This window comes from Nesterenkonia sp. AY15 (assembly GCF_022565855.1).
Taxonomy (GTDB): domain Bacteria; phylum Actinomycetota; class Actinomycetes; order Actinomycetales; family Micrococcaceae; genus Nesterenkonia.
Window position 1 is genome coordinate 818,763 of the sequence record NZ_JAJOYV010000001.1, and the last position, 20,047, is coordinate 838,809.

General features: G+C 68.6%; 17 protein-coding genes, 1 tRNA gene and 1 pseudogene. 14 read left to right on the forward strand and 5 right to left on the reverse strand.

The annotated features are described in order from the left end of the window. Positions 1-27: 27 nt before the first annotated feature. From LSI54_RS03705 to rsmD, 3 genes are read left to right on the forward strand one after another with little or no spacing between them, the layout of a single operon-like run. The gene (locus tag LSI54_RS03705) at positions 28-1,056 is read left to right on the forward strand and encodes a DAK2 domain-containing protein (protein ID WP_241469915.1); all 1,029 of its coding nucleotides are present in this window, start codon (positions 28-30) and stop codon (positions 1,054-1,056) included. A gap of 7 nt (positions 1,057-1,063) precedes the next feature. After that, complete coding sequence (locus LSI54_RS03710; protein ID WP_241477774.1) at positions 1,064-3,274, forward strand: ATP-dependent DNA helicase RecG; 2,211 nt, start codon at positions 1,064-1,066, stop codon at positions 3,272-3,274. Between the two features lie 45 nt (positions 3,275-3,319). Continuing rightward, positions 3,320-3,910, forward strand: a complete 591-nt coding sequence (gene rsmD, locus LSI54_RS03715; protein WP_241469911.1) for a 16S rRNA (guanine(966)-N(2))-methyltransferase RsmD — start codon at positions 3,320-3,322, stop codon at positions 3,908-3,910. Here rsmD and LSI54_RS03720 read toward each other — a convergent pair. Together LSI54_RS03720 and LSI54_RS03725 are read right to left on the reverse strand one after the other, a co-directional pair. Then, on the reverse strand, positions 3,873-4,787 hold the full coding sequence (locus LSI54_RS03720; RefSeq protein WP_241464400.1) for a spermidine synthase: 915 nt from the start codon (positions 4,785-4,787) through the stop codon (positions 3,873-3,875). The genes rsmD and LSI54_RS03720 overlap by 38 nt on opposite strands. Further along, a complete protein-coding gene (locus tag LSI54_RS03725; RefSeq protein ID WP_241477775.1) occupies positions 4,787-6,172 on the reverse strand; it encodes an aminotransferase class I/II-fold pyridoxal phosphate-dependent enzyme in 1,386 nt (461 codons plus the stop codon). Before LSI54_RS03725 ends, LSI54_RS03720 begins: the two co-directional genes overlap by 1 nt. An 87-nt stretch (positions 6,173-6,259) precedes the next feature. Here LSI54_RS03725 and coaD point away from each other — a divergent pair, with 87 nt between their 5' ends. The 9 genes from coaD (at position 6,260) to LSI54_RS03770 (ending at position 13,885) form a co-directional block, all read left to right on the forward strand. Continuing rightward, a complete protein-coding gene (gene coaD, locus LSI54_RS03730; protein WP_241464402.1) occupies positions 6,260-6,736 on the forward strand; it encodes a pantetheine-phosphate adenylyltransferase in 477 nt (158 codons plus the stop codon). 67 nt (positions 6,737-6,803) lie between these two features. Then, a complete protein-coding gene (gene galU, locus LSI54_RS03735) occupies positions 6,804-7,727 on the forward strand; it encodes a UTP--glucose-1-phosphate uridylyltransferase GalU (protein ID WP_241464403.1) in 924 nt (307 codons plus the stop codon). A gap of 75 nt (positions 7,728-7,802) precedes the next feature. Beyond that, positions 7,803-8,369: a YceD family protein gene (locus tag LSI54_RS03740; protein WP_241464404.1), complete on the forward strand. Its 567-nt coding sequence runs from the start codon at positions 7,803-7,805 to the stop codon at positions 8,367-8,369. Between the two features lie 65 nt (positions 8,370-8,434). Next, complete coding sequence (gene rpmF / locus LSI54_RS03745) at positions 8,435-8,638, forward strand: 50S ribosomal protein L32 (RefSeq protein ID WP_058888791.1); 204 nt, start codon at positions 8,435-8,437, stop codon at positions 8,636-8,638. 26 nt (positions 8,639-8,664) lie between these two features. Then, positions 8,665-9,408 (forward strand): ribonuclease III, encoded by a 744-nt coding sequence (gene rnc / locus LSI54_RS03750; protein ID WP_241464405.1) that lies wholly within the window; start codon positions 8,665-8,667, stop codon positions 9,406-9,408. Further along, positions 9,408-10,457 (forward strand): Fpg/Nei family DNA glycosylase, encoded by a 1,050-nt coding sequence (locus LSI54_RS03755; protein WP_241477776.1) that lies wholly within the window; start codon positions 9,408-9,410, stop codon positions 10,455-10,457. The genes rnc and LSI54_RS03755 overlap by 1 nt, the downstream gene beginning before the upstream one ends. A gap of 100 nt (positions 10,458-10,557) precedes the next feature. Beyond that, positions 10,558-11,706, forward strand: coding sequence for an LCP family protein (locus LSI54_RS13145; RefSeq protein WP_241464407.1), 1,149 nt, complete (start codon positions 10,558-10,560; stop codon positions 11,704-11,706). Beyond that, positions 11,703-12,929 carry a glycosyltransferase family 4 protein gene (locus LSI54_RS03765; protein WP_241464408.1) on the forward strand — a complete coding sequence of 409 codons (1,227 nt, stop codon included), beginning with the start codon at positions 11,703-11,705 and terminating at the stop codon, positions 12,927-12,929. The genes LSI54_RS13145 and LSI54_RS03765 overlap by 4 nt, the downstream gene beginning before the upstream one ends. Next, positions 12,926-13,885 carry a glycosyltransferase family 2 protein gene (locus tag LSI54_RS03770; RefSeq protein ID WP_241477777.1) on the forward strand — a complete coding sequence of 320 codons (960 nt, stop codon included), beginning with the start codon at positions 12,926-12,928 and terminating at the stop codon, positions 13,883-13,885. Before LSI54_RS03765 ends, LSI54_RS03770 begins: the two co-directional genes overlap by 4 nt. Position 13,886: 1 nt before the next feature. Here the strand turns inward: LSI54_RS03770 and LSI54_RS13150 are convergent, their stop codons facing one another. Further along, the gene (locus tag LSI54_RS13150) at positions 13,887-17,114 is read right to left on the reverse strand and encodes a glycosyltransferase (RefSeq protein ID WP_241477778.1); all 3,228 of its coding nucleotides are present in this window, start codon (positions 17,112-17,114) and stop codon (positions 13,887-13,889) included. A 115-nt stretch (positions 17,115-17,229) separates the two neighbouring features. On the opposite strand from LSI54_RS13150, the gene LSI54_RS03780 reads away from it, so the two are divergent. Together LSI54_RS03780 and LSI54_RS03785 are read left to right on the forward strand one after the other, a co-directional pair. After that, positions 17,230-17,303, forward strand: a tRNA-Gly gene (locus LSI54_RS03780). Between the two features lie 101 nt (positions 17,304-17,404). Continuing rightward, entirely contained in the window at positions 17,405-18,556 is a 1,152-nt protein-coding gene (locus LSI54_RS03785; protein ID WP_241477779.1) for a glycosyltransferase family 4 protein, read from the forward strand. 93 nt (positions 18,557-18,649) lie between these two features. Here LSI54_RS03785 and LSI54_RS03790 read toward each other — a convergent pair whose 3' ends face one another. Together LSI54_RS03790 and LSI54_RS03795 are read right to left on the reverse strand one after the other, a co-directional pair. Further along, positions 18,650-19,492: an alpha/beta fold hydrolase gene (locus tag LSI54_RS03790; protein WP_241469877.1), complete on the reverse strand. Its 843-nt coding sequence runs from the start codon at positions 19,490-19,492 to the stop codon at positions 18,650-18,652. Between the two features lie 271 nt (positions 19,493-19,763). Then, positions 19,764-20,047: pseudogene (locus LSI54_RS03795) on the reverse strand (hypothetical protein); the annotation flags it as partial.

Consider the following 20,047-nt stretch of genomic DNA (forward strand, 5'->3'; position numbering starts at 1 on the left):
ACAGACCACTCTCGAGGGGAGCACTAGGTGAGGGGCAAGGTCAAGGGCGCCGCCGCAGTGCACCGCTGGTTCATCCTGGCCGAAGCCGCCCTGGAACAGAACGTCGAGAACCTCAACCGGCTCAACGTGTTCCCGATCCCTGACTCCGACACCGGCGAGAACATGCTCGCCACGATCAAGGCCTGCCGCGCGAGCGTGGAGACCTCCTCCACCCAGGATCTGGGCGAGCTCTTCGCCGCCGCCGGATCCCGTGCGATGTCGGAGGCCTACGGGAACTCCGGCACCCTGCTCGCGGTGCTGATCTCCGGGCTGGCCGAACCGCTGCACGGGCAGGAGCGGCTCACCATCTCCGGGTTCGCCCGGGCGCTGGAGCGTGCAAAGGTCCGGTCCTGGTCCGCGCTGACCGACCCGGTCGCCGGGACCATGCTCTCGGTGCTCGACGCGGTCCACTCCGAGGTGCGCCATCGTGCCGCCGCGGCCCAGGAGCCCGAGAGCCGGGCCGCCCTGGAGGCGGCCATGCCCTACGTGGTCTCCCGCGCCTTCGTCGCCGTGCAGGCCACCCGGGAACAGCTGCCGGTGCTGCAGCGCGCGAACGTGGTGGACTCCGGGGGAGCCGGACTGCTGGTGGTGCTCATCGCGCTGCATTCGACCATCACCGGGATCGCCATGGACTTCGCCCCGCTGCACACTCTGCCCGGCTGGCAGCAGCGCCCCGCCGATGAGGACCTCGAGGGCCAGAATTCCGCGCCGGCGTCCACTGCGGAGGCATCCGCCGACGGGGCAGACGGTGCCGAGGTCATGTGCACCGTGCGGCTGGACCCGCTCGGAGCCGCCTCGCTGCGCCATGCCCTCGATGACCTCGGCGACTCGGTGATCGTGACACCGATCGACGTGAACGCCGACGACGACGGCACCTACCGCTGGCGGATCCACGTGCACACGTGTGAGGAGCCGCGCACCTCCGAGACCGTGCACGCCGCGGGACCGGTGGAGTCCTACGCCGCCACCGCGCTGCACATCACTCATCAAGACCAGCCGCCCCGAAGCCAGGAGTGACCCCCGCGTGGATGTGCTTCCTTCCACCGAGCTGAGCCGGCTCATCGGCGCGGAGTCGGCGAAGACGCTCAAGCAGGGGCTGGGCATCACCACCGCCGCGCAGCTGCTGCAGCACTATCCGCGCCGCTGGATCGAGTTCGGTCAGCTCTCCTCCTTCCGCGATCTCCCCGAGGCCGGGGAGCACGTCAGCCTGATCGCCGAGGTCACCGGGGTATCGGTGCGCAAGATGCAGAACCGGCGCGGCTCCCTCGCCGAGGTCTGGGTCGCCGATGACGAGGGCAACTCGCTGAAGATGGCGTTCTTCAACGGCTGGAGCGTGGGCCGTCAGCTGACCCAGGGCGTCCGCGCGATCTTCCACGGCAAGGTCGGCAGCTACCGCGACCGCCCCACCCTGAACAACCCCGACTTCACCGTGCTGGTCGACGCCGATCCGGAGACCATCACCGACCATGTCGACCCGGACAAGGACCCGCTGGGCGCGACCGCCCTGCCCCGGGCGCTGAGCCGGGGCAAGACCCCGGTGCCGCTGTATCCGGCGACCTCCGGGATCAGCAGCTTCCGGATCCTGGACTGCATCGAGATCCTGCTGGACCTCACCGACTTCTCCGCCTGGCCCGAGCCGCTGCCCTCCAGCGTCCGCACAGAAGAGGAGCTGCCCGACCTGGGCGAGGCCTACCGGCTGATCCACCGGCCCGAGACCATGGAAGACCCAGACCGCGGACTGCGAAGGATGCGCTATCACGAGGCGTTCCTGCTCCAGGGGCTGCTGCATCAGCGCCGCGCCCAGGAGCAGCACCGCCGGGCAGAGCCGCGACCCGCACAGGAGGACGGACTGCTGGCCCGGTTCGACGCCGCGCTGCCCTTCACCCTCACCGAGGGTCAGGTCCGCTGCGGCGGGCTCATCGCCGCCGAGCTCGACAGCGAACACCCGATGAACCGGCTGCTCCAGGGCGAGGTGGGCTCCGGCAAGACCCTCGTCGCGCTGCGCGCGATCCTGCAGGTGCTTCAGAGCGGCGGACAGGCCGCCCTGATCGCGCCCACCGAGGTGCTCGCCGCCCAGCATGAGCGCTCGCTGCGCCGGATGCTCGGTGACCTCGCCGGGGAGGTCGGGCTCACCCTGCTCACCGGATCGCTGAACACCGCCGATCGACGCCGCGCCCTGCTGGACATCGCCTCCGGCACCGCCGGACTGGTGGTGGGCACCCACGCGGTGCTCGGCGACCAGGTGCACTTCGTCGATCTGGGCCTGGCCGTGGTCGATGAGCAGCACCGCTTCGGGGTGGAGCAGCGGGATGCGCTGCGCACCCGCTACGAGCTCACCCCGCACATGCTGGTCATGTCCGCCACCCCGATCCCACGGTCGGTGGCGATGACGGTCTTCGGCGATCTGGAGCTGACCACCCTGGAGGGCCTGCCGATGGGCCGACAGCCGATCGTCACCCACGTGGTGCGCACCGTGCAGGGCCCGCGCCTCATCGGCCGGGTCTGGGAGCGGATCGCCGAGGAGGTCGCCGCCGGTCACCAGGTCTACGTGGTGTGCCCCAAGATCAGCGAGGCCGATGCGCGCGAGGACCCCGAGACCGGGGTGCAGACCGACCAGGACGCCTCGGTGGAGCTGATCTCCCAGCGCCTGGCCGATCACCCGCTGCTGGGCAGGACCCGGCGCGCCGAGGTCCACGGCCGGATGGACGCCGCCTCCAAGGAGGAGGTGATGACCGCCTTCGAGCGCGGGGAGGTCGACGTGCTGGTCTGCACCACCGTGATCGAGGTGGGCGTGGACGTGCACAACGCCACGGTGATGGCGGTGCTCGACGCCGACGCCTTCGGGGTCTCCACCCTGCACCAGCTGCGCGGACGGATCGGCCGCGGCGGCGCCCACGGGTTGGCGCTGCTGGTGACCCGGCTGCCCGACGGGCACCCGTCCTTGGAGCGGCTGGAACAGGTCGCCGAACACTCCGACGGGATGACCCTGGCGAGGCTGGATCTGGAGCGCCGGCGTGAAGGCGACGTGCTCGGCGCCGCGCAGGCCGGCCGGGCGTCGACGCTGAAGCTGCTGCGCACGATCAGAGATGAGAAGATCATCGTCCGCGCCTCCGAGCTGCTGAGCCAGCTCAGCGCCAAGGATCCCAGCTGGGAGGACTACCCTGGACTCCGCACCGCGGTAGGGGAGTACCGCGACCTCCACGAGGGTGCGGACGAATTCATCCAGCGCGGCTGACCTCCCGCGGATCAGGACATCAGGGCCCCAGGACAGGAGTGTGAGATGGCACGGATCATCGCCGGCACGCATAAGGGACGCCGCCTCGTCGCCGTCCCGAACGACGCCACCCGACCCACCAGCGACCGGGTCAAGGAGTCGCTGTTCTCCCGGCTCGAAGGCTATGACGCGCTCATCGACGCCGTCGTCGTCGACCTCTACGCCGGTTCCGGAGCGCTGGGCTTCGAGTCGCTCAGCCGTGGCGCCCGCAGCCTGGAGGCCGTGGACAAGGCCGAGTCCGCGGTGCGCACGCTGCGCCGCAACGCCGAGTTCTTCGGCCCGGACGCGGAGAAGTCGCTGCGCAAGCAGGTCTCGGTGCACAAGGCCGATGCGCTGAAATACCTCGGGTCCCGCACCGGCCCGCCCATCGAGCTGCTCTTCCTGGATCCGCCCTACAGCCTCGGCGATGCCGAGCTGCTCAAGGTGCTGCGCGCCGCACGGGAGCACCTGCACGAGGCGGCCACCGTGGTGATCGAGCGCGACGCCGGCAGCGGGGCGCCCTCACTGCCGGACGGCCTGGAGATCTTCAGCGAGAAGTCCTACGGAAGCACCCAGATCTTCATGGTCGAGCCCACACCAGCAGCTCTTCCGCACTGAGCACGTCCCCGGGATGCGGGCCCGCGGCCCAGAGCGCGTTGAGCTCGGTCTGCTCCAGCTCAGGCCCACGGCGCGCGGCGAAGGTCAGGTTCCCCTCCGCACGGGCCTGGAGCACATCGCTGGGCGCGCTCAGCAGCGCGGAGCTCGCCGCCTCAGCAGGAGTTGTCACGCCGCCTCCGGCTGCGGTCGCGGCCGCCGCGTCGAGCAGCGAGGCCACCTGCGCCCGGACGAAGTCCATCGGCGGCTCATCCCCGAGGTTCACCAGCAGCAGCCCGCCCGGGACCACACCCGCAGAGACCGCCCGGTGAAACTCCGGGCTGCGCAGGTGCTCCGGCGCGGCCGCACTGTTGAACAGGTCCACCACGACGACGTCGAAGCTCGCCTCCTCCAGGGCCCCGCCGGGGCCGAGGACCGCGGCGGCGTCGGCCACCAGATTGCGCGGGCTTCTGCGCATCGGCAGATGCTCCAACACGAACTCCACCAGCTCGGGCTCGATGTCCACCACGGTCTGTTCCACCGCGGGCCAGTGGTGCTCGATCCACCGCGGCAGGGTCAGCGCCCCGGCGCCCAGGTGCAGCACCCGGGGGGAGCCGGAGGTCGACCGCTCGGAGGATGGGGTCTCAGGGCTCGCCGAGCTGCCAGCGGCAGCAGGACCCAGGCGCTCGCGGGCGCAGGTCTGCAGCACCGCGCCCATCCGGAACAGGTAGTCGTGGAGCAGATAATCGGGATCGCCGACCTCCACATGGGACTGCTCGGCCCCGCCGATGCTCAGCACCACCCCGTCCTCGGTGAGGTCGTCCTTCGTGAGCTCGGCCAGCTGCCCGGAGAAGGAGAGCCGCTGGCTGCGGGGGAGCCCCAGGGTGTCCCGGTGCGGCATCACAGGCTTCCAGGTCCGGCGACAGACACGGTCGCGCGGGCAGCCGGGCCGGCGTCGGCCACCGAGCTCGCGCCGAAGGCAGCCTCCACCGGCGGGCAGGCAGCCAGCGCGGCCGGCAGGTGCTCACGCATCCGGCGCAGCCCCTCTTCGATGGTCGCGTGATCCTTGCAGAAGGCGAAGCGGACCAGGTGCTCCAGCTCATCGGTCGGTGCTGCCAGGTGCTGGATGGTCAGCGCCGAGACCGGGATCGCCGCGACACCGACCTCCTCGGCGAGGATCCGGCAGAAGTCGGCGGCCGAGAGGGAGGTGATGCCGGAGACGTTGCCGAGCACGAAGTAGCCCGCCTCGGCGCGGTTCGGCGCCAGGCCCAGCTCGCGCAGGCCGTCACGCAGCAGGTCCCGGCCGGCCTCCAGCTCGGCCGTGTTCTTCGCGAAGAATCCTCGGTCGTCCTCGAGTCCGTGGGCGATCGCCCACTGAAAGGCCGGACCGGAGGAGAAGCTCAGGAACTGCTTGACCCCGCGGATCTGGCTGACCAGTTCAGTCCCACCGGTGATCCAGCCGACCTTCCACCCGGTGACCGAGAAGGACTTCCCGGCGGAGCCCACCGCGACGGCCACCTCCTCGGCGCCGGGGATGGTGAGGATGCTGCGGTGCGGAAGCCGCGCATCGGAGAGCACCAGGTGTTCGTAGACCTCGTCGCACATGATCTTGAGATCATGCTTGACCGCCAGCTCCACGATCCGGGTCAGCTCCTCGGTGCTGAAGACCGTGCCGGTGGGGTTGTGCGGGGTGTTGAGCAGGATCATCGAGGTGCGCTCGGTGATGGCGGCCTCGAAGGCGTCCAGATCGGGGCGGAACTCCGGGCCGCGCAGCGGAATGCCCACCAGGCGGGCCCCGGCTAGGGCGACGCAGGCCCCGTAGGAGTCATAGTGCGGCTCGAAGGTGAGCACCTCGCTGCCGGGACGGGCGAACGCCAGGATCGTCGCCGAGATCCCTTCGGTGGCTCCGGTGGTGACCATGACCTGCGTGGCAGGATCCAACGTGACGCCCTGGCGCCGCGCCTGGGCGTCACCGATCGCCTCGCGCAGCTCGATCAATCCCATCCCCGGCGCGTACTGATTGCGCGGACCGGTCTCGGGCTCGGTGATCGCTCGCGCGGCCAGCTCCAGCAGCCAGTCCGGGCCCTCGGTGTCGGGGAATCCCTGACCCAGATTGATCGCGCCGTGGGCGATCGCCGCCGCCGTCGTGCGCTCGTAGATGGTGGGCATGACCTGGGGTGAGCTCTGCGCAGAGTCGATGCCCAAGGTGTTGGCTCCGGCCGCGGTCCGGGCCCAGGGCTGGTCGAGGGTGAGCGGATCGGGGCTGGGGGTGGGATGAGAGGACATGTACTCCATCGTAGACAGCCAGCCGATCGGGAATGTGTCCTGCGCGCCTTGAGGCAGGAGGTTGCTCACCTGAAGTAGTGTCAGATCATGCAGCTAGCAGTGTGCCCCGGATCATTCGACCCCCTGCACAACGGCCATGTGGAGATCATCGCCCGTGCCTCGAACCTCTTCGACGAGGTGATCGTCGCCGTGTCGCCCAATATCCACAAGAACCCGATGTTCTCCGTCGAAGAGCGCATAGCGATGGCGCAGGAGACCTTCTCCTATGTGCGCGGGGTGAGCGTCAAGCCGCTGGGCACCGGGCTGCTGACCGATTTCTGCAAAGAGGTAGGCGCCAACGCTCTGGTCAAGGGCCTGCGCGACCCCAGGGATCTCGGCTACGAGTCCCCGATGGCCACGATGAACCGCCATCTCTCCGGGCTGGAGACCGTGTTCCTCGCCGCGGACGGCCGCTACACGCATCTGTCCTCCACGCTGGTCAAGGAGATCCACACGCTCGGCGGAGACGTCGCTGAGTTCATTCCGCGTGCCGTGCAGCGCCGACTCCAGGATCGCCGCCGCTGAGAGAGTCGGATGAATAAACTTCATAGAACCCTCTGGTCAAGCATTCAGGAAACGATAAGGTGTTTACATGAGTTCAACAACGTCTACTCGAAAAGCCGTGATCCCCGCTGCGGGACTGGGAACCCGATTCATTCCGGCCACCAAGGCCATGCCTAAAGAGATGCTTCCCGTGGTGGATCAGCCGGCGATCCAGTACGTCGTCGCCGAAGCCGCGAAGGCCGGCCTCGATGACATCCTGATGATCACCGGCCGCAACAAGCGCTCCCTGGAGAACCACTTCGACCGGGTCCCCGACCTGGAGGCCACCCTGGAAGCCAAGGGTGACACCAAGAAGCTGGAGGCTGTCCGTCAGGCCACCGAGCTCGGCGATCTGCACTACATCCGCCAGGGCGAGGCCAAGGGCCTGGGCCACGCGGTGCTCTGCGCCAAGCGCCACGTCGGCGACGAGCCCTTCGCCGTGCTGCTCGGCGATGACCTGATCGATGAGCGCGACGAGCTGCTCTCGACCATGCTGGAGACCCAGGAGAAGCTCGGCGGATCCGTCATCGCCGTGATGGAGGTTCCTGAGGACAAGATCAGCGCCTACGGCGTCATCGACGCCAACGGCCACGACAAGCTCCACGGCGAGAACGGACAGCCCGCCGACGTCGTGCCCGTCCACGCTCTGGTGGAGAAGCCTCCCGTGGACGAGGCGCCTTCGAACCTCGCCATCATCGGCCGCTACGTGCTGCACCCGGCGATCTTCGCCGAGCTCGAGCAGACCAAGCCCGGTCGTGGCAACGAGATCCAGCTGACCGACGCGCTGCAGGCCATGGCGTCCAAGCCCGCCGAAGAAGGCGGCGGAGTCCACGCCGTGATCTTCCGCGGACGCCGCTATGACACCGGGGACAAGCTCAGCTACATCAAGGCCGTGGTGACCCTGGCAGTGGACCGCGAAGACCTCGGACCGGACCTGCGCGAGTGGCTGAAAGAGTTCGTCGGCCAGATCTGATCGGGGGTTCGCCCCGCAGCCACCCTGACTGGTAGAGTGGCACGTCGGTCTAGATCATTGAGGAGTGGTTCAGCAATGACTGCTCTACGCGTAGATGTGCAGGAGCTCCGGGGCAAGCCCGGAACTCAGCACGAGATTCACAGAACTGTCCCGGCCCCGGAGGGCTTCGCAACGGTCCTCATCGGGATCCCGCAGGGCAGCGAGCTGCAGGTGGATCTGCGTCTGGAATCGGTGCATGAAGGTGTGCTGATGACAGGCACCGCCGTCGGCGAGGTCACCGGACAGTGCGGACGGTGTCTCGATGAGTTGAAGTTCCCGCTCACCGTTGACATCATGCAGTTGTTCAGCTGGCCCCAGAAGGCGCGGACCGATCCGGCAGAGCAAGAGGATGAGGACACCCGCCCGATGGGCAATGACCTCACCATCAACCTGGAACCGGTGCTGCGTGACCTGATGGTCTCGGCGCTGCCGTTCCAGCCGGTCTGCCGCGAGGACTGCCCGGGACTGTGCTCCGTCTGCGGATTCCGCATGGAGGACGACCTCGAGCATTACCACGAGCAGCTCGACCCCCGCTGGGCCGCATTGAAAGACGTGGCCGCGGGACTGCCGGAGTCGGACCCCGAGTCCAGCTCCAGCACCTAGAACTTGAACACCTAGAACTTCATTGACCAAGACCCTGTCCATCATCTAGAGAGAAAAGAGACACCGTGGCTGTTCCAAAGCGGAAGATGTCCCGATCCAACACCCGTCACCGCCGCTCGCAGTGGAAGGCTTCTGTGCCGAAGCTGGTGAAGACCGTGGAGAACGGTCGCGTCGTCTACAGCCAGCCTCACCAGGCCAAGCTGGTCACCGACTCCGCCGGCTCACCACTGTTCTATGAGTACAAGGGTCGCAAGGTCGCTGACGCCTGAGTCGTCGAAACATGACGACATCACACGTGAGTGATCACGAAGAGCTTGTGAAGAGTCTCGGGGTGCATATTGCCCCCGGGACTCTTCGTCTTGCCCTGACACATCGCTCCTACGCCTACGAGAACTCCAACCTGCCCACCAATGAGCGGCTGGAGTTCCTCGGGGACTCGATCCTCGGCCTGGCGGTGACCGATTACCTGTTCCGGACCTTCCCGGACCTGGCCGAGGGCGACCTCGCCAAGCTCCGTGCCGCGCTGGTGAGCACCCGTGCCCTGGCGCGGGTCGCCCGCAGCCTCGGCGTCGGCCCCCACATCAGCCTCGGCGCCGGCGAACGGCTAACCGGCGGGCAGGACAAGGACTCGATCCTCGCCGACACCATGGAGGCGCTCATCGGCGCCGCCTACCTCTCCACCGACACCGAGACGGCCCGCCGTCTGGTGCTGCGCCTCGTGGTCCCGCTGCTCAGCGACAAGGACGCGATGACCGCCGGCAAGGATTGGAAGACCACCATCCAGGAGATTGCGGCCGCCAAAGACATGGGCGAGATCCGGTACCTGATCACCGACTTCGGTCCGGACCACCACAAGTCCTTCAATGCCACCCTGGTCATCGGCGGAACCCCGTACGGCGCCGGCTCCGGGCCCTCCAAGAAGGAGGCCGAGCGCGAAGCCGCCCGGGTCACCGTGGAGACCCTCACCGCCGGCCGCGGTGAACAGGGCGACATCCTCACCCTGGTCCTCGACCGCTTCGGGGACGACGCACCCGCCTGATGCCCGAGCTGCCCGAGGTCGAAGTGGTCCGCCGCGGCATCGGCCGCTGGGCCACCGGACGCACCGTGGAGAAGGTCACCATCCACGATCCGCGCAGCCTGCGCCGGCACGCTCTGGGCACCACGCTCGCCGAACCGGCCCGACTGGACTCCTTCGCCGCCGCACTGACCCAGCAGACGCTGCTGGCGCCCCAGCGGCGCGGAAAATTCCTCTGGATCCCGCTGCAGGGACCCGCGGCACCTGCCGAATCCGCCTCCGGGAGTGAACCGGTCCAGCAGTCGCTGCTGATCCACCTGGGCATGAGCGGACAGGTGCTCATCGATGATCCCTCCGCTCCGGCGCAGAAGCATCTGAAGATCACGCTTCAGCTCGGTGGGGAATGTACTGATCTGTCAGGTTCCGGCGACGAAGGTTCCGGCGACGAAGGTTCCAGAGGGGGAGACCCGAGCTCAGAAGCCCGCGGCGAAGACGCGCGCCCGAAGCAGCTGCGCTTCATCGACCAGCGGATCTTCGGCGGCATGCAGATCTCCGAGCTGGTCGCCTCCACCCACCCCAGCGGCAGCGTGCCGGCCGCAGCGGTGCACATCGCCCCGGACCCGCTGGAGCCCGGATTCGACGAGGAGACCTTCTTCCGCACCCTGCGCCGACGCAAGACCGGGCTGAAACGGGCGCTGCTGGATCAGGGCATGGTCTCCGGGATCGGCAACATCTACGCCGATGAGGCGCTCTGGCTCGCCCGGCTGCACTACCTGCGCCCCACCGAGACCATCACCCGTGCCGAGGCCGCCCGGCTCCTCGACGGGGTCAAGACCGTGATGCTCGCCGCGCTCGAGGCCGGCGGCACCAGCTTCGACGCGCTCTACGTCAACGTCAACGGCGCCTCCGGCTACTTCGACCGCTCGCTGCAGAGCTACGGGCGCACCGGGCAGCCCTGCCGCCGCTGCGCAGACACGCCGCGCGCCGCCACCATCCGCCGGGATCCCTTCATGGGTCGCTCCTCCTTCTGGTGCCCGACCTGCCAGCCCCGCCCCCGCCGGGCCCGCGCCTGACCGGAGTCCCTGAACAGTCCGCCTGAACAGCGCCGATGCGTAACTGCCCAGATCGGTGGGCTAGCATGAATCGGATCGACGAACGTGTAGAGGAGGGTCTGTGGCCGAAAAGAATTCGCCCGAGCCACAGCCTCACCGACCCCGCAGAGCCGCCAAGCGCCCCGCGGACCCGGTGGCAGCCTCGACGTCGAACCGCGCCACAGACTCTTCCGAGGACACCCCCAAAGACCACTCACGACGACGCCGCCTGATCCGCAACGGTCTCATCGCCGTGGCGGTGCTGCTCATCGTCGCGGTGGGCGCCGGGCTGATCTACGTCAACCAGCTGCGCACCACCTTTGACGAACAGCGAAACGTCCTGGACCTGGGGCTTGGAAGCGATGACACCGCCGGGCGCACCGAGGACGGCACGGTGAACATGCTGCTGCTCGGCTCCGACAGCCGCGGCGAAGACGATCTGGAGTACCGGGGCGAGATCGGCGACGAGGCCGCCGAACGCTCAGACACCATGATGTTCGTCCACATCCCCGCGGACCGGTCCGGGGTCTACGTGATGTCCATCGTGCGTGACCTCTGGGTCGATGTCCCCGGTGAGGGCCAGGGCCGGGTGAACTCCGCGTTGGGCGTGGGCGGCTACCCGCTGGTGATCGACACGGTCGAGGAGCTGCTGAACACCCACATCGACCACGTGGCCATCATCGACTTCGAAGGGTTCTCCGACCTCACCCGCGCGCTGGGCGGGGTCTACGTGGAGAACCCGCGGCCCTTCTCCGCCGGGCAGCACAACCCGGCGTTCTACCCCGAAGGCACCATCCGGCTGGAAGGGGACAACGCGCTCCGATTCGTCCGCGAGCGCAAGGCCTTCCCAGACGGAGACTTCACCCGGGTGCAGAACCAGCAGCTGGTGATCAACGGCATCGTCGATCAGCTGCTCTCCGCCGACACCCTCACCAACCCGCAGCGGGTGATGGACGTGGTCAACGGCATCGTCCCCTACCTGAGCGTGGATGACGGACTCGACGCCAACACCATCGCCGGCTACGCCCTGGAGATGCGCGACATCCGTTCCGGGGACATCGAGATGTTCACCATCCCCACCGGGGAGATGGCCACCACCGCCAGCGGCGCCCAGGTGATCCTCAAGGACGAAGAGATGCTGGAGCTGCTGCAGCGGTCTCTGAAGAACGACAACATGGAGGGCTTCATCGAATACATCGAGCTGCGCGAATCCCAGGATGAGCAGCAGTGACCCCTAGGGTCCAGCTTCTGACGCATAGCTATTGGCCCGAGCGCACGGCCCCCCAGCGCCGCTGGGAGCGCCTCGTGGGCTCGCTGCGCCAGGACGGCTGGGCGGTCGACGTCGTCACGCCTGCCGTGAACTCCCACCACACCCCGGAAGAGGTCCGCGCGCTGGGGCGCTTCCGGCTGCGCCCCAGCCCGGGGCCCACCGGCGAGCGGCTGCACCGCACCCCGTACATCCTGCTGCAGAACTCCCGCGCAGGACGCTTCGCCTCCGATCTGGCCTCTGCGGTGCTGATGGTGCCTCGCGCGCTCGGCGCTCCCAAGCCCGATCTGGTCATCGCGACCGTGCCCGCGCTGCCCACCATCTGCGCGGGATGGCTGGTCAGCCGCTGCCGCCGGGTCCCGCTGGTGGTCGACATGCGCGACGCCTGGCCTGAACTCGCCCGTGAGGCCGGGGTCAAGGCAGGCGTGCTGGGCAAAGTCATGGAATCCGCGGTGGTCAGCGTCCAGCGCCGCGCGGAACTCGTCGTCACCGTCACCGAGGGCTTCGGTCAGCGGCTGCGCGAGCGCGGTGTCGCCCGAGTGGAGACGATCAGCAACGGCGTGGCCCTGGAGCAGGTGCCGCAGCTGGAACACCGCTCCCGCGAGGCCGGGGAGCTGCGCATCGCCTATCTGGGCAACCATGGGGAGAGCCAGGCGCTGGAGCGGCTCATCACGGCCGTGGCCATGATCCCGCGCACCGAGGGGCTCGACGTCACGCTCCGGCTGGTCGGCTCCGGCACCCAGAAGGAGCAGCTGCGCCAGATCGCCGCCGCCGCCGGGGCCCTGGAGAGCGGGGCGGTGGAGTTCTGCGACCCGGTGCACGGCGAGGAGATCTGGGAGCACTACCGCTGGGCCGACACCGCGCTGGTGAGCCTGCGCACCGACTGGGCCTCCTTCGCCTGGACCGTGCCCTCGAAGACCTTCGAGCTGCTGGGCCTGGGCAAACACATCACCGCCGCGGTCACCGGGGAGGCCGCCTGGGTGCTCGGCCACGCGCCCAACGTCAGCTTCCTCGACGGAGACTCCGCAGAGATCGCGGCCACGCTCACCGAGCTCGCCGCCGACCCGGACTCCACCCCGGTGGATTCGCGCGGACGCGACTGGGTCGCCGAATACGCCGACCTGCCGGGCCTGGGAAGCCGCTACGCCGCCCTGCTGCGCCAGCTGCTGCAGGAGCACTCCCGGTGATCACCGCCGCCAACGCCTATATCTGTGTCTGCACCTACCGTCGACCCGGCCCGCTGGCTGAGCTGCTGGCCTCGCTGCGCGCCCAGGATCTGGGAGCTTCCGGGCGCCCGGGCGACTCAGGGCAGTCAACTGGCGCAGCGCAGCTGCCGCAGCTGATCGTGGTGGACAACAGCCCCGAGGGCGACGCCGAGGCCCAGGTCCGCAGCCGGTATCCGTCCGCGCACTACATCCATGAGCCACGCCCGGGGATCGCCGCCGCGCGCAACGCCGCAGTGCAGGCCGTGCCCGCGGATGCGGAAGCAGTGCTCTTCCTCGACGACGACGAACGCGCGGCGCCGGACTGGCTGCGCACGATGATCGACTGCGCGAACGAGTCCGGGGCCGACACCGTCTCGGGTCCGGTGATCACCCATTTCGGGGAGGACCCGCCGGCCTGGCTGCAGTCCAGCGGCTTCATCCGGCGCATCGATTTTCCCACCGGACCCTGGGGCCTCCGGGCGGCGACCAACAACGTGTTGGTCCGCGCGCACTGGTTCACCCGGCTGGGCTTTCGCTTCGACGAGGCGTTCAGCTTCATCGGCGGCGAGGACTCCGACCTCTTCGGCCGGATGCAGGCCGCCGGGGCGCGGTCTTGGTGGTGCGCCGAGGCGCAGGTGGAAGAGGACCTGCCCGCCGAACGGCTCAGCCCCGCCTGGATGCGTCAGCGCGGGATCCGTGCCGGTCACGTGCGCGCCACCAAACTCATCCGCCGCGCTCAGCTCGAGCACCCCACTCCGGCGCTTCGGCTGCGGATCGCCGCCGAAGGAGTCGTTCGGCTCGGCTATGGGGCCACTCGCACCGCGGCGCGTCGGCTCAAGCGTGCACCGGTGCGGTATGTGGACAGCGTCTATCACCGTGAAGGGTGGGGCATGCTCCAGGCCGCCGCCGGCCGTCGCTACGAGGAATACGGCCGCTGACTCAGCCGGCGTCGTTGGCCTTGCTGCGGTCCTGCACTGCCAGCGCGTAGGCCGCTTCCGCGGCGGTGATGCCCCACTGGTCGGCTTCGCGTCGGCGGATGCGGTCGATCTCGGCGGAGACCTCGCGCAGCGCGGTGACCTGGTCATCGGACTTGGGCTTGAGCGTGCGCCGGTAGACGGCCCCGGCGCCACGTCCCAGGCGGGTGCGCTTGAACTGACCCAGTCGCTGGCCCGCAGCATTGCGGGCCCGGCGCTTGACCCGGCCCGCGAGCGGGCGCAGCTTCTTGGCCGACGGAAGCCGACGCTGACCGAAGAAGCGCAGCGCCTCCGGGGTCTGCCAGGGGTGATTCTTCGGGTCCTCCACGTAGAACGCGGCGATCTCGGCGAGCACCGCTGCCGCCTCCGCCCTGTCTGCGGCGGGGACCCGGGAGAACTTCCACAGGTACCAGGTGACGAAGAAGTGCTCGAAGCGGGTGTCCAGGTAGTCCTGGAGCAGCCCGACCTCGCGCAGCCAGGAGGCCCGGGCAGCTTCCAGGATCAGGTACTTGCGGAAGTACCCGGGGCTGACCAAGTTCACGATGGAGGTGTCCACAGCCCCGTAGTAGGTGTAGACCGGGCGGTCCACCGGCACATAGGCGCGGGCATGGAAGAGGATCTGCTGGAAGAAGAAGGTGTCCTGCCCGGTGGCACCCACCGGCTGGGTCAGTCCCAGCCCTTGCAGCCATTCGGTGCGTGCCACGAGTCCCTCGATCGAGGCCGGGCGGAACCGGATCTCACGCAGCGACTCGCGGGTCGGCCAGCACAGGCCATCACGCTGCTCGATGCCGGTGTACCAGTCGTGGACCCGCAGGATCTGGTGCCGGTTGGTCCAGGTGACCTGCGTGCCCAGGGCGAAGTCGGCGTCGGGCTTCTCCATCAGACGCTGCTGAAGCAGGTGATAGCCGGCCTCCAGCTCCTCGTCATCAGGATCCAGATAGGTGACGTATTCGGTCGCCGCGAGCTCCAGGCCGGTGTTGCGTGGACGTGAGGCCGAGCCGGAGCCCCCGGTGCCGTGCCGGAAGGCGGACACGTTCGGGTGGGCCCGGGCCAGCTCTTCGACGGTGGCCACGGTGACCGGGTCGGAGGAGCCGTCGTCGACCAGCAGCACCTGGGTGCGCGGGAAATGCGGGGAGCGGCGCAGCGAGGCGAACGCCTTGTGCCGCAGATGGTCCCCGTTGTTGTAGATCGGCACGATCACCGAGAGCTCCAGCTGCTCGGCCTCCGCGGTGCGACGAACCTCCGCCTTGACGGCGGCCAGGTCATCCCCGGGGTGGGGGAGCGCTGCAGGGAGCAGCCCTGAAGCCGCGATGGACGACGCCGCGGCGTGCCCCAGATGATCGATGGCGTAGACCCGGGCGTCCTGCCCGGAGGCCGCCAGCACCGCGGGGGTGACCAGCGCCGCCGCCTCGGGCCGCCACCAGGCCGTCAGGTCCAGATCGGCGAAGCCGCGCTGGTGCTGGTGAGCGTGCGCGTCGGTCTCTGCGGCGGTGCCGGTGAGCTTGGTGCTGATCGTCGCCGACTGGTAGCGGAAGGCCGCCACATGATCGGCGGCGTAGTGCGGCCCATACCGGCGCTGGTCGCTCAGCGGCAGCAGCACGTCGATGGGCGTCGCCAGCGGGTCTGCGGCGCGGGCGCCGAGCTGCTCCCAGCTGAGCAGCTCCACCGGGCTGAATCCAGGGGCTGACGAGCTGAGTCCGGCCAGGCTCTGCGCCGCCATGTCCTGGGCGAGCTCGGCGGTGACGTTCTCGGCCACGGCGACCACCAGCTCCTGCTGACGCTCCATCGCCTTGCCGGCGGTCCGGGCCACCCGGGTGAGCAGGTCGGAGACGTGATGGCGCAGGTAGACCTCCCGGACGCCGTCGCCCTGGGCCCGGCGCAGCTCCTCGAGGTCGAGCCCGCGCAGGCTCTCCTCCACGTCGGCCGCGGAGTTCGCGATGCGGACCTGCGGGTGGTAAGAATTCAGGCCCTGGTTGTAGCTGGAGAGCACCAGAGTGCCGGCGGCCTGCAGCTCCAGCGCCCGGTTGGCGAACATGGTCTGCGAGTCGATGACCGAGTTCAGGTTCACCGCGACGTCCACCACGCGCTGGAGGTCCATGAGCTCGTGGTGGTCCATGGCCGGCACCCGGTAGGGCCAGTACTTGACCGGGATCAGCTGGTTGGGGCTGAGCAGCGGGTGTGCGGAGTCCAGCTGGGCGGAGATCTCCTCCCACCAGCGGTCCACGATCGCCAGCGGCCTGCCCGCGTCGAGCACCCCGTCGAAGATCCATTCGGCATAGCGGGCCCGCTTCGGGTACTTGCCTGCCATCCAGGAGCCGGCGAAGAAGATCAGCTCGCGGGCCTGCGCGGGTGCGCTGCGGGACCCGATGGGGGAGTGCAGCAGCGGGTTGACCCCGAAGGGCAGCACCTCGATGCTGTGGGCGGCGGGGCAGTCGCGCCGGTAGTCCTCGAGGACCTCGGCGGCGGTGGTGAAGATGTGGTCGCAGGCCCGGGCCACGTCGAGGAACTGTCGGTAGTCCGGAGGGTCCTCCTTGCCGTAGTAGACCGGCGGAGCCCCTGCCTCACGGTAGGCCGGGATGATGGTGCTGATCAGGAGCCGACGGCGCTCCGGAGCCTCCGCAGCCGTGTTGTCCCAGGCGAGCCCGTCGTGGCCGCGCCAGGTGGCGGCCACCAGCAGCAGGTCCACGTCATCGAGGTGGTCCTGCCAGTTGTCTGGGGTGATCGGGATCAGCGTGGCCGCCCCGGAGTAGGTGTCGAAGAGGAACCGGTCGCAGATGATCCCGATCCGCAGGTCCAGCGGGGGCCGGGAGGTGCCAGGCTCGGTGGCCGGAAGCTGCGCGGCCGCGGCGCGGGCGGCGGCCAGCGCGTCCTGGGTGGACTGGGCCGCCAATGGTGCCGCCAATGGTGCTGCCAGAGGTGCCGCGAGTGGGGCGGTCAGCGCGGCGTCATCGGGTGCGGCGGTTGCCTGTGCGGCCCGGCTGCGCAGATCCGCCGCGCGCTCGCGGTGGGCCCGCTCCAACGGCGCCCATAGCTGCTCATGATGCGCTGAGCTGGAGAGTTCCTGCGCGGCCTGTTCGTGGACTGCGGCTGCCGATGCCGCCGCCGTCGTGATCTCAGAGACTGCTGTGCCAGAGGCCGGGGTGCTGGCGGGAGTGCTCGCGGGCTGGGCGGAGGAGTTGTCTGGGAGATTCACTCCTCGACACTATCCCGAGGCGTGTTGGGTTTGGAGGAGGCAGTCCGGCTTGCTAGAGTGAAGACTCGTTGCGGCGGTGAATCAGCCTGAAAAGGGCCAGATTCCGGGCGTACACGGGGATGTAGCTTAGTGGTAAAGCTTTGGTCTTCCAAACCAACGATGCGGGTTCGATTCCCGTCATCCCCTCCAGTCACTTCCAAGCCTCTCCCGGTGATCGGGTCCCCTCGGTCACAGCAGGAGAGGCTTTTTGTGCATCTGCCGCAAAGTCGGCTCGAAAGTGAGAGGAACCCATGGCGCCTCCCCGGGTGTATTTCGTGGTCCAGCCCACCGTGGCGCACTACCGCGAGCCTCTGCTGCGCCGGCTGCTGGAGTCCACGCGGTACGACTTCGACCTGGTGGGACGGTTCAAGAACTCCGAAGCCTCCTCCGCCGACTCGATCCATTCCGCCGCTGACGAGGTCCTGGTGAAGGTCAGGCCGCTCAAGTTTTCCGCGTTGGGCAAGTTCTGGTGGGAACACGGCCAGGTCCGGGAGATCTGGCGGGGTCACCACGACGCCTACGTGATCGCCGGTCGCATCCCCACCGTCTCCGCCTGGGCCGCCTCAGCGGTCGCCGCGCTGCGCGGACGCACCCTGATCATGTGGGGCCACGGCTGGAAGCGACCCGAGGACGGGCTCAAGCGCCGGGTCCGGCTCGCCTTCTACCGACTGACCGACGGGCTGCTCGTCTACGGGGACCGAGCGAAGGAGCTTGGCAGCTCCTACGGGGTCCCGGCCGAGAAGATCCAGGTCATCTACAACAGCATCTACCCGCAGGCTCTGACCGGCATGGCCAGGGAGGCCGCTGACGCTCACGTGGGTCAAGCCACTGACGACGACGCCGGCTCAGCCGCCACGATCATCTACAGCTCCCGGCTCACCAGCCGGCACCGGCTGGACCTGCTCGCCGAAGCACTCGGCGGCATGCCGGCGGCTGAGCGGCCGAAGGTGCTCATCGTGGGGGAGGGTGCCGAGCGGCCCCGGCTCGAGCAGGTGTTCACCGAGCACGGCGTGGATGCAGCGTTTCTCGGCGCCGTCTACGACTATGACCAGCTGCGCGGGCTCTACGCCCAGGCCGACCTCGCAGTCTCCGTCGGCGGGGCCGGGCTGAACGTCACCCAGGCGATGAGCTTCGGCGTGCCGGTGCTGGCCGAGGACGGCAACCCCGATTCAAGCCCCGAGATCGAGGCCGTGGTGGAGGGAATCACCGGCCGGTACTACCAGGCCGGCGACGCCGGCTCGCTGCGCAAGGTCCTCGCCGAGCTCCTGGCCGACCCAGCGCAGCTGACCCAGCTGGGGGAGGCGAGCCTCGCCGTTGTGCGGGATCGCTATACGGCGGAGAAGCACGCGGAGTCGATCGAGAATGCCCTGGACGTGCTGCTCGCCCGCGCGAAGAGGACGTGAGTCTGCGGCGAGACCTCCCTCGGCAGGCCGCGCCGCTCGCGGGGGAGCCCACGCGGGGAACCCTGTAGGCCTGAGCGGGGGAGGCCTCCGTGCTCAGGAGGCGAGGTGGTCCTTGAGCTTCTTCACCAGGACCTCGGGCTGTTCCTCCGGGATGAAGTGTCCGCAGTCGGTGATCGGTTCGCCGTGCGCGTGCGGGGCGAAGGGTCTCCAGGCTTGGACCACGTCGCGCCCGGCGACCAATCCATGATCTCCCCAGAGCACCTGGATCGGCAGATCCACTGTGTCACCGGCGTCGAGGTTTTCGGCGTCGTGGACCAGGTCGATGTCGGTGGCGCGATAGTCGTCGAATCCGGCGCGCAACGCTCCTGGTCGGGAGAACGCCTCCACGTAGTCAGGGATCACCGCGTCGAGTGTGTGGCGCTGCAGGGTCCATCGTTCGAAGAAGAACCTGAGGTATTCCTCGATGTGGGGCCCGACCAGCAGCTCTGGCAGATCGTCCTTCATATGGAACAGCCAGTGCCAGTAGCCCTGAGCCATCTCCATGGTGCCGTTTCGGAACATGTGAAGCGTCGGGGCGATGTCCAGCAGCGTCAGGTGTGTGATCAGCTCCCGGTGGTCCAGGGCCAGACGGTGGGCGACCCGAGCGCCCCGATCGTGCCCTACAACCCGTACAGAGTCGTATCCGAGGTGCGCGATGAGCTCTCGGATGTCTTCAGCCATCGTCTTCTTGTCATATCCGCCGCGCGGCTTGTCGGTGTGCCCATAGCCGCGAAGATCAGGAGCGACGACGCGGTAGTCCTCGGCCAGCGCCGGGATGACCGCGTCCCAGCACTGGGAGGTCTGGGGCCACCCATGAAGCAGGACCAGCGGGGGCTTCTCACCACCAGTGTCGGTGTAGCTCATGCTGATGTGCTCAAGTCGAGTGATCTGCTTCATAGGAGGCATCTAACCAGATAAGGGAGTTGGTAGATATGGGATGTGCGCGTGGATGGCTGGTTTCTCCTCGGAGCTTGACGTGTCCTGACCCGCTGAACTGTGCCCCGGAGCGATCAATGCTCGAGGTGAGCCTCTCGATGTCCCAACCAGGGGTGGCCCCACTTCAAACTCGGAAGTTCGAAGTGGGGCCACCGCTGTAGGCGCATCGCTGTGACGCGATGCATGAGCCCTCAGGCTCGATTCGACCGGTCAGAGTCCGGTCGACTCGGGATCAGGACTCGACGGTGCGCTGGCGCATGAAGTAGGCACCGGCACCGATGGCTCCGAGGGCGAGTGCGCCGCCGCCGGCGGCCATGGCGATATCTGCACCCTGTGAGCCGCCGGAGACGCCGGTGTCGGCGCCGCCTTCAGGCATTCCATCCATCTGTGAGGCGGTCAGGGTGCCACAGGCAGCGGGAAGAGTCGCAGCGTTGGGCAGGGACTCATCGAGCTCGCTCTGCTTGTTCGCGGCTTCCTCGGTCAGCACGGCCGGGTCCACGCCGTGGACCACGACGA

Coding starts and splice junctions, on each gene's coding strand:
- LSI54_RS03755 (WP_241477776.1), top strand. CDS start 9,408: ATGCCCGAGCTGCCCGAGGTCGAAGTGGTCCGCCGCGGCATCGGCCGC.
- LSI54_RS03720 (WP_241464400.1), bottom strand. CDS start 4,787: ATGCCGCACCGGGACACCCTGGGGCTCCCCCGCAGCCAGCGGCTCTCC.
- LSI54_RS03725 (WP_241477775.1), bottom strand. CDS start 6,172: ATGTCCTCTCATCCCACCCCCAGCCCCGATCCGCTCACCCTCGACCAG.
- LSI54_RS03790 (WP_241469877.1), bottom strand. CDS start 19,492: ATGAAGCAGATCACTCGACTTGAGCACATCAGCATGAGCTACACCGAC.
- coaD (WP_241464402.1), top strand. CDS start 6,260: ATGCAGCTAGCAGTGTGCCCCGGATCATTCGACCCCCTGCACAACGGC.
- LSI54_RS03740 (WP_241464404.1), top strand. CDS start 7,803: ATGACTGCTCTACGCGTAGATGTGCAGGAGCTCCGGGGCAAGCCCGGA.
- LSI54_RS03785 (WP_241477779.1), top strand. CDS start 17,405: ATGGCGCCTCCCCGGGTGTATTTCGTGGTCCAGCCCACCGTGGCGCAC.
- galU (WP_241464403.1), top strand. CDS start 6,804: ATGAGTTCAACAACGTCTACTCGAAAAGCCGTGATCCCCGCTGCGGGA.
- rsmD (WP_241469911.1), top strand. CDS start 3,320: ATGGCACGGATCATCGCCGGCACGCATAAGGGACGCCGCCTCGTCGCC.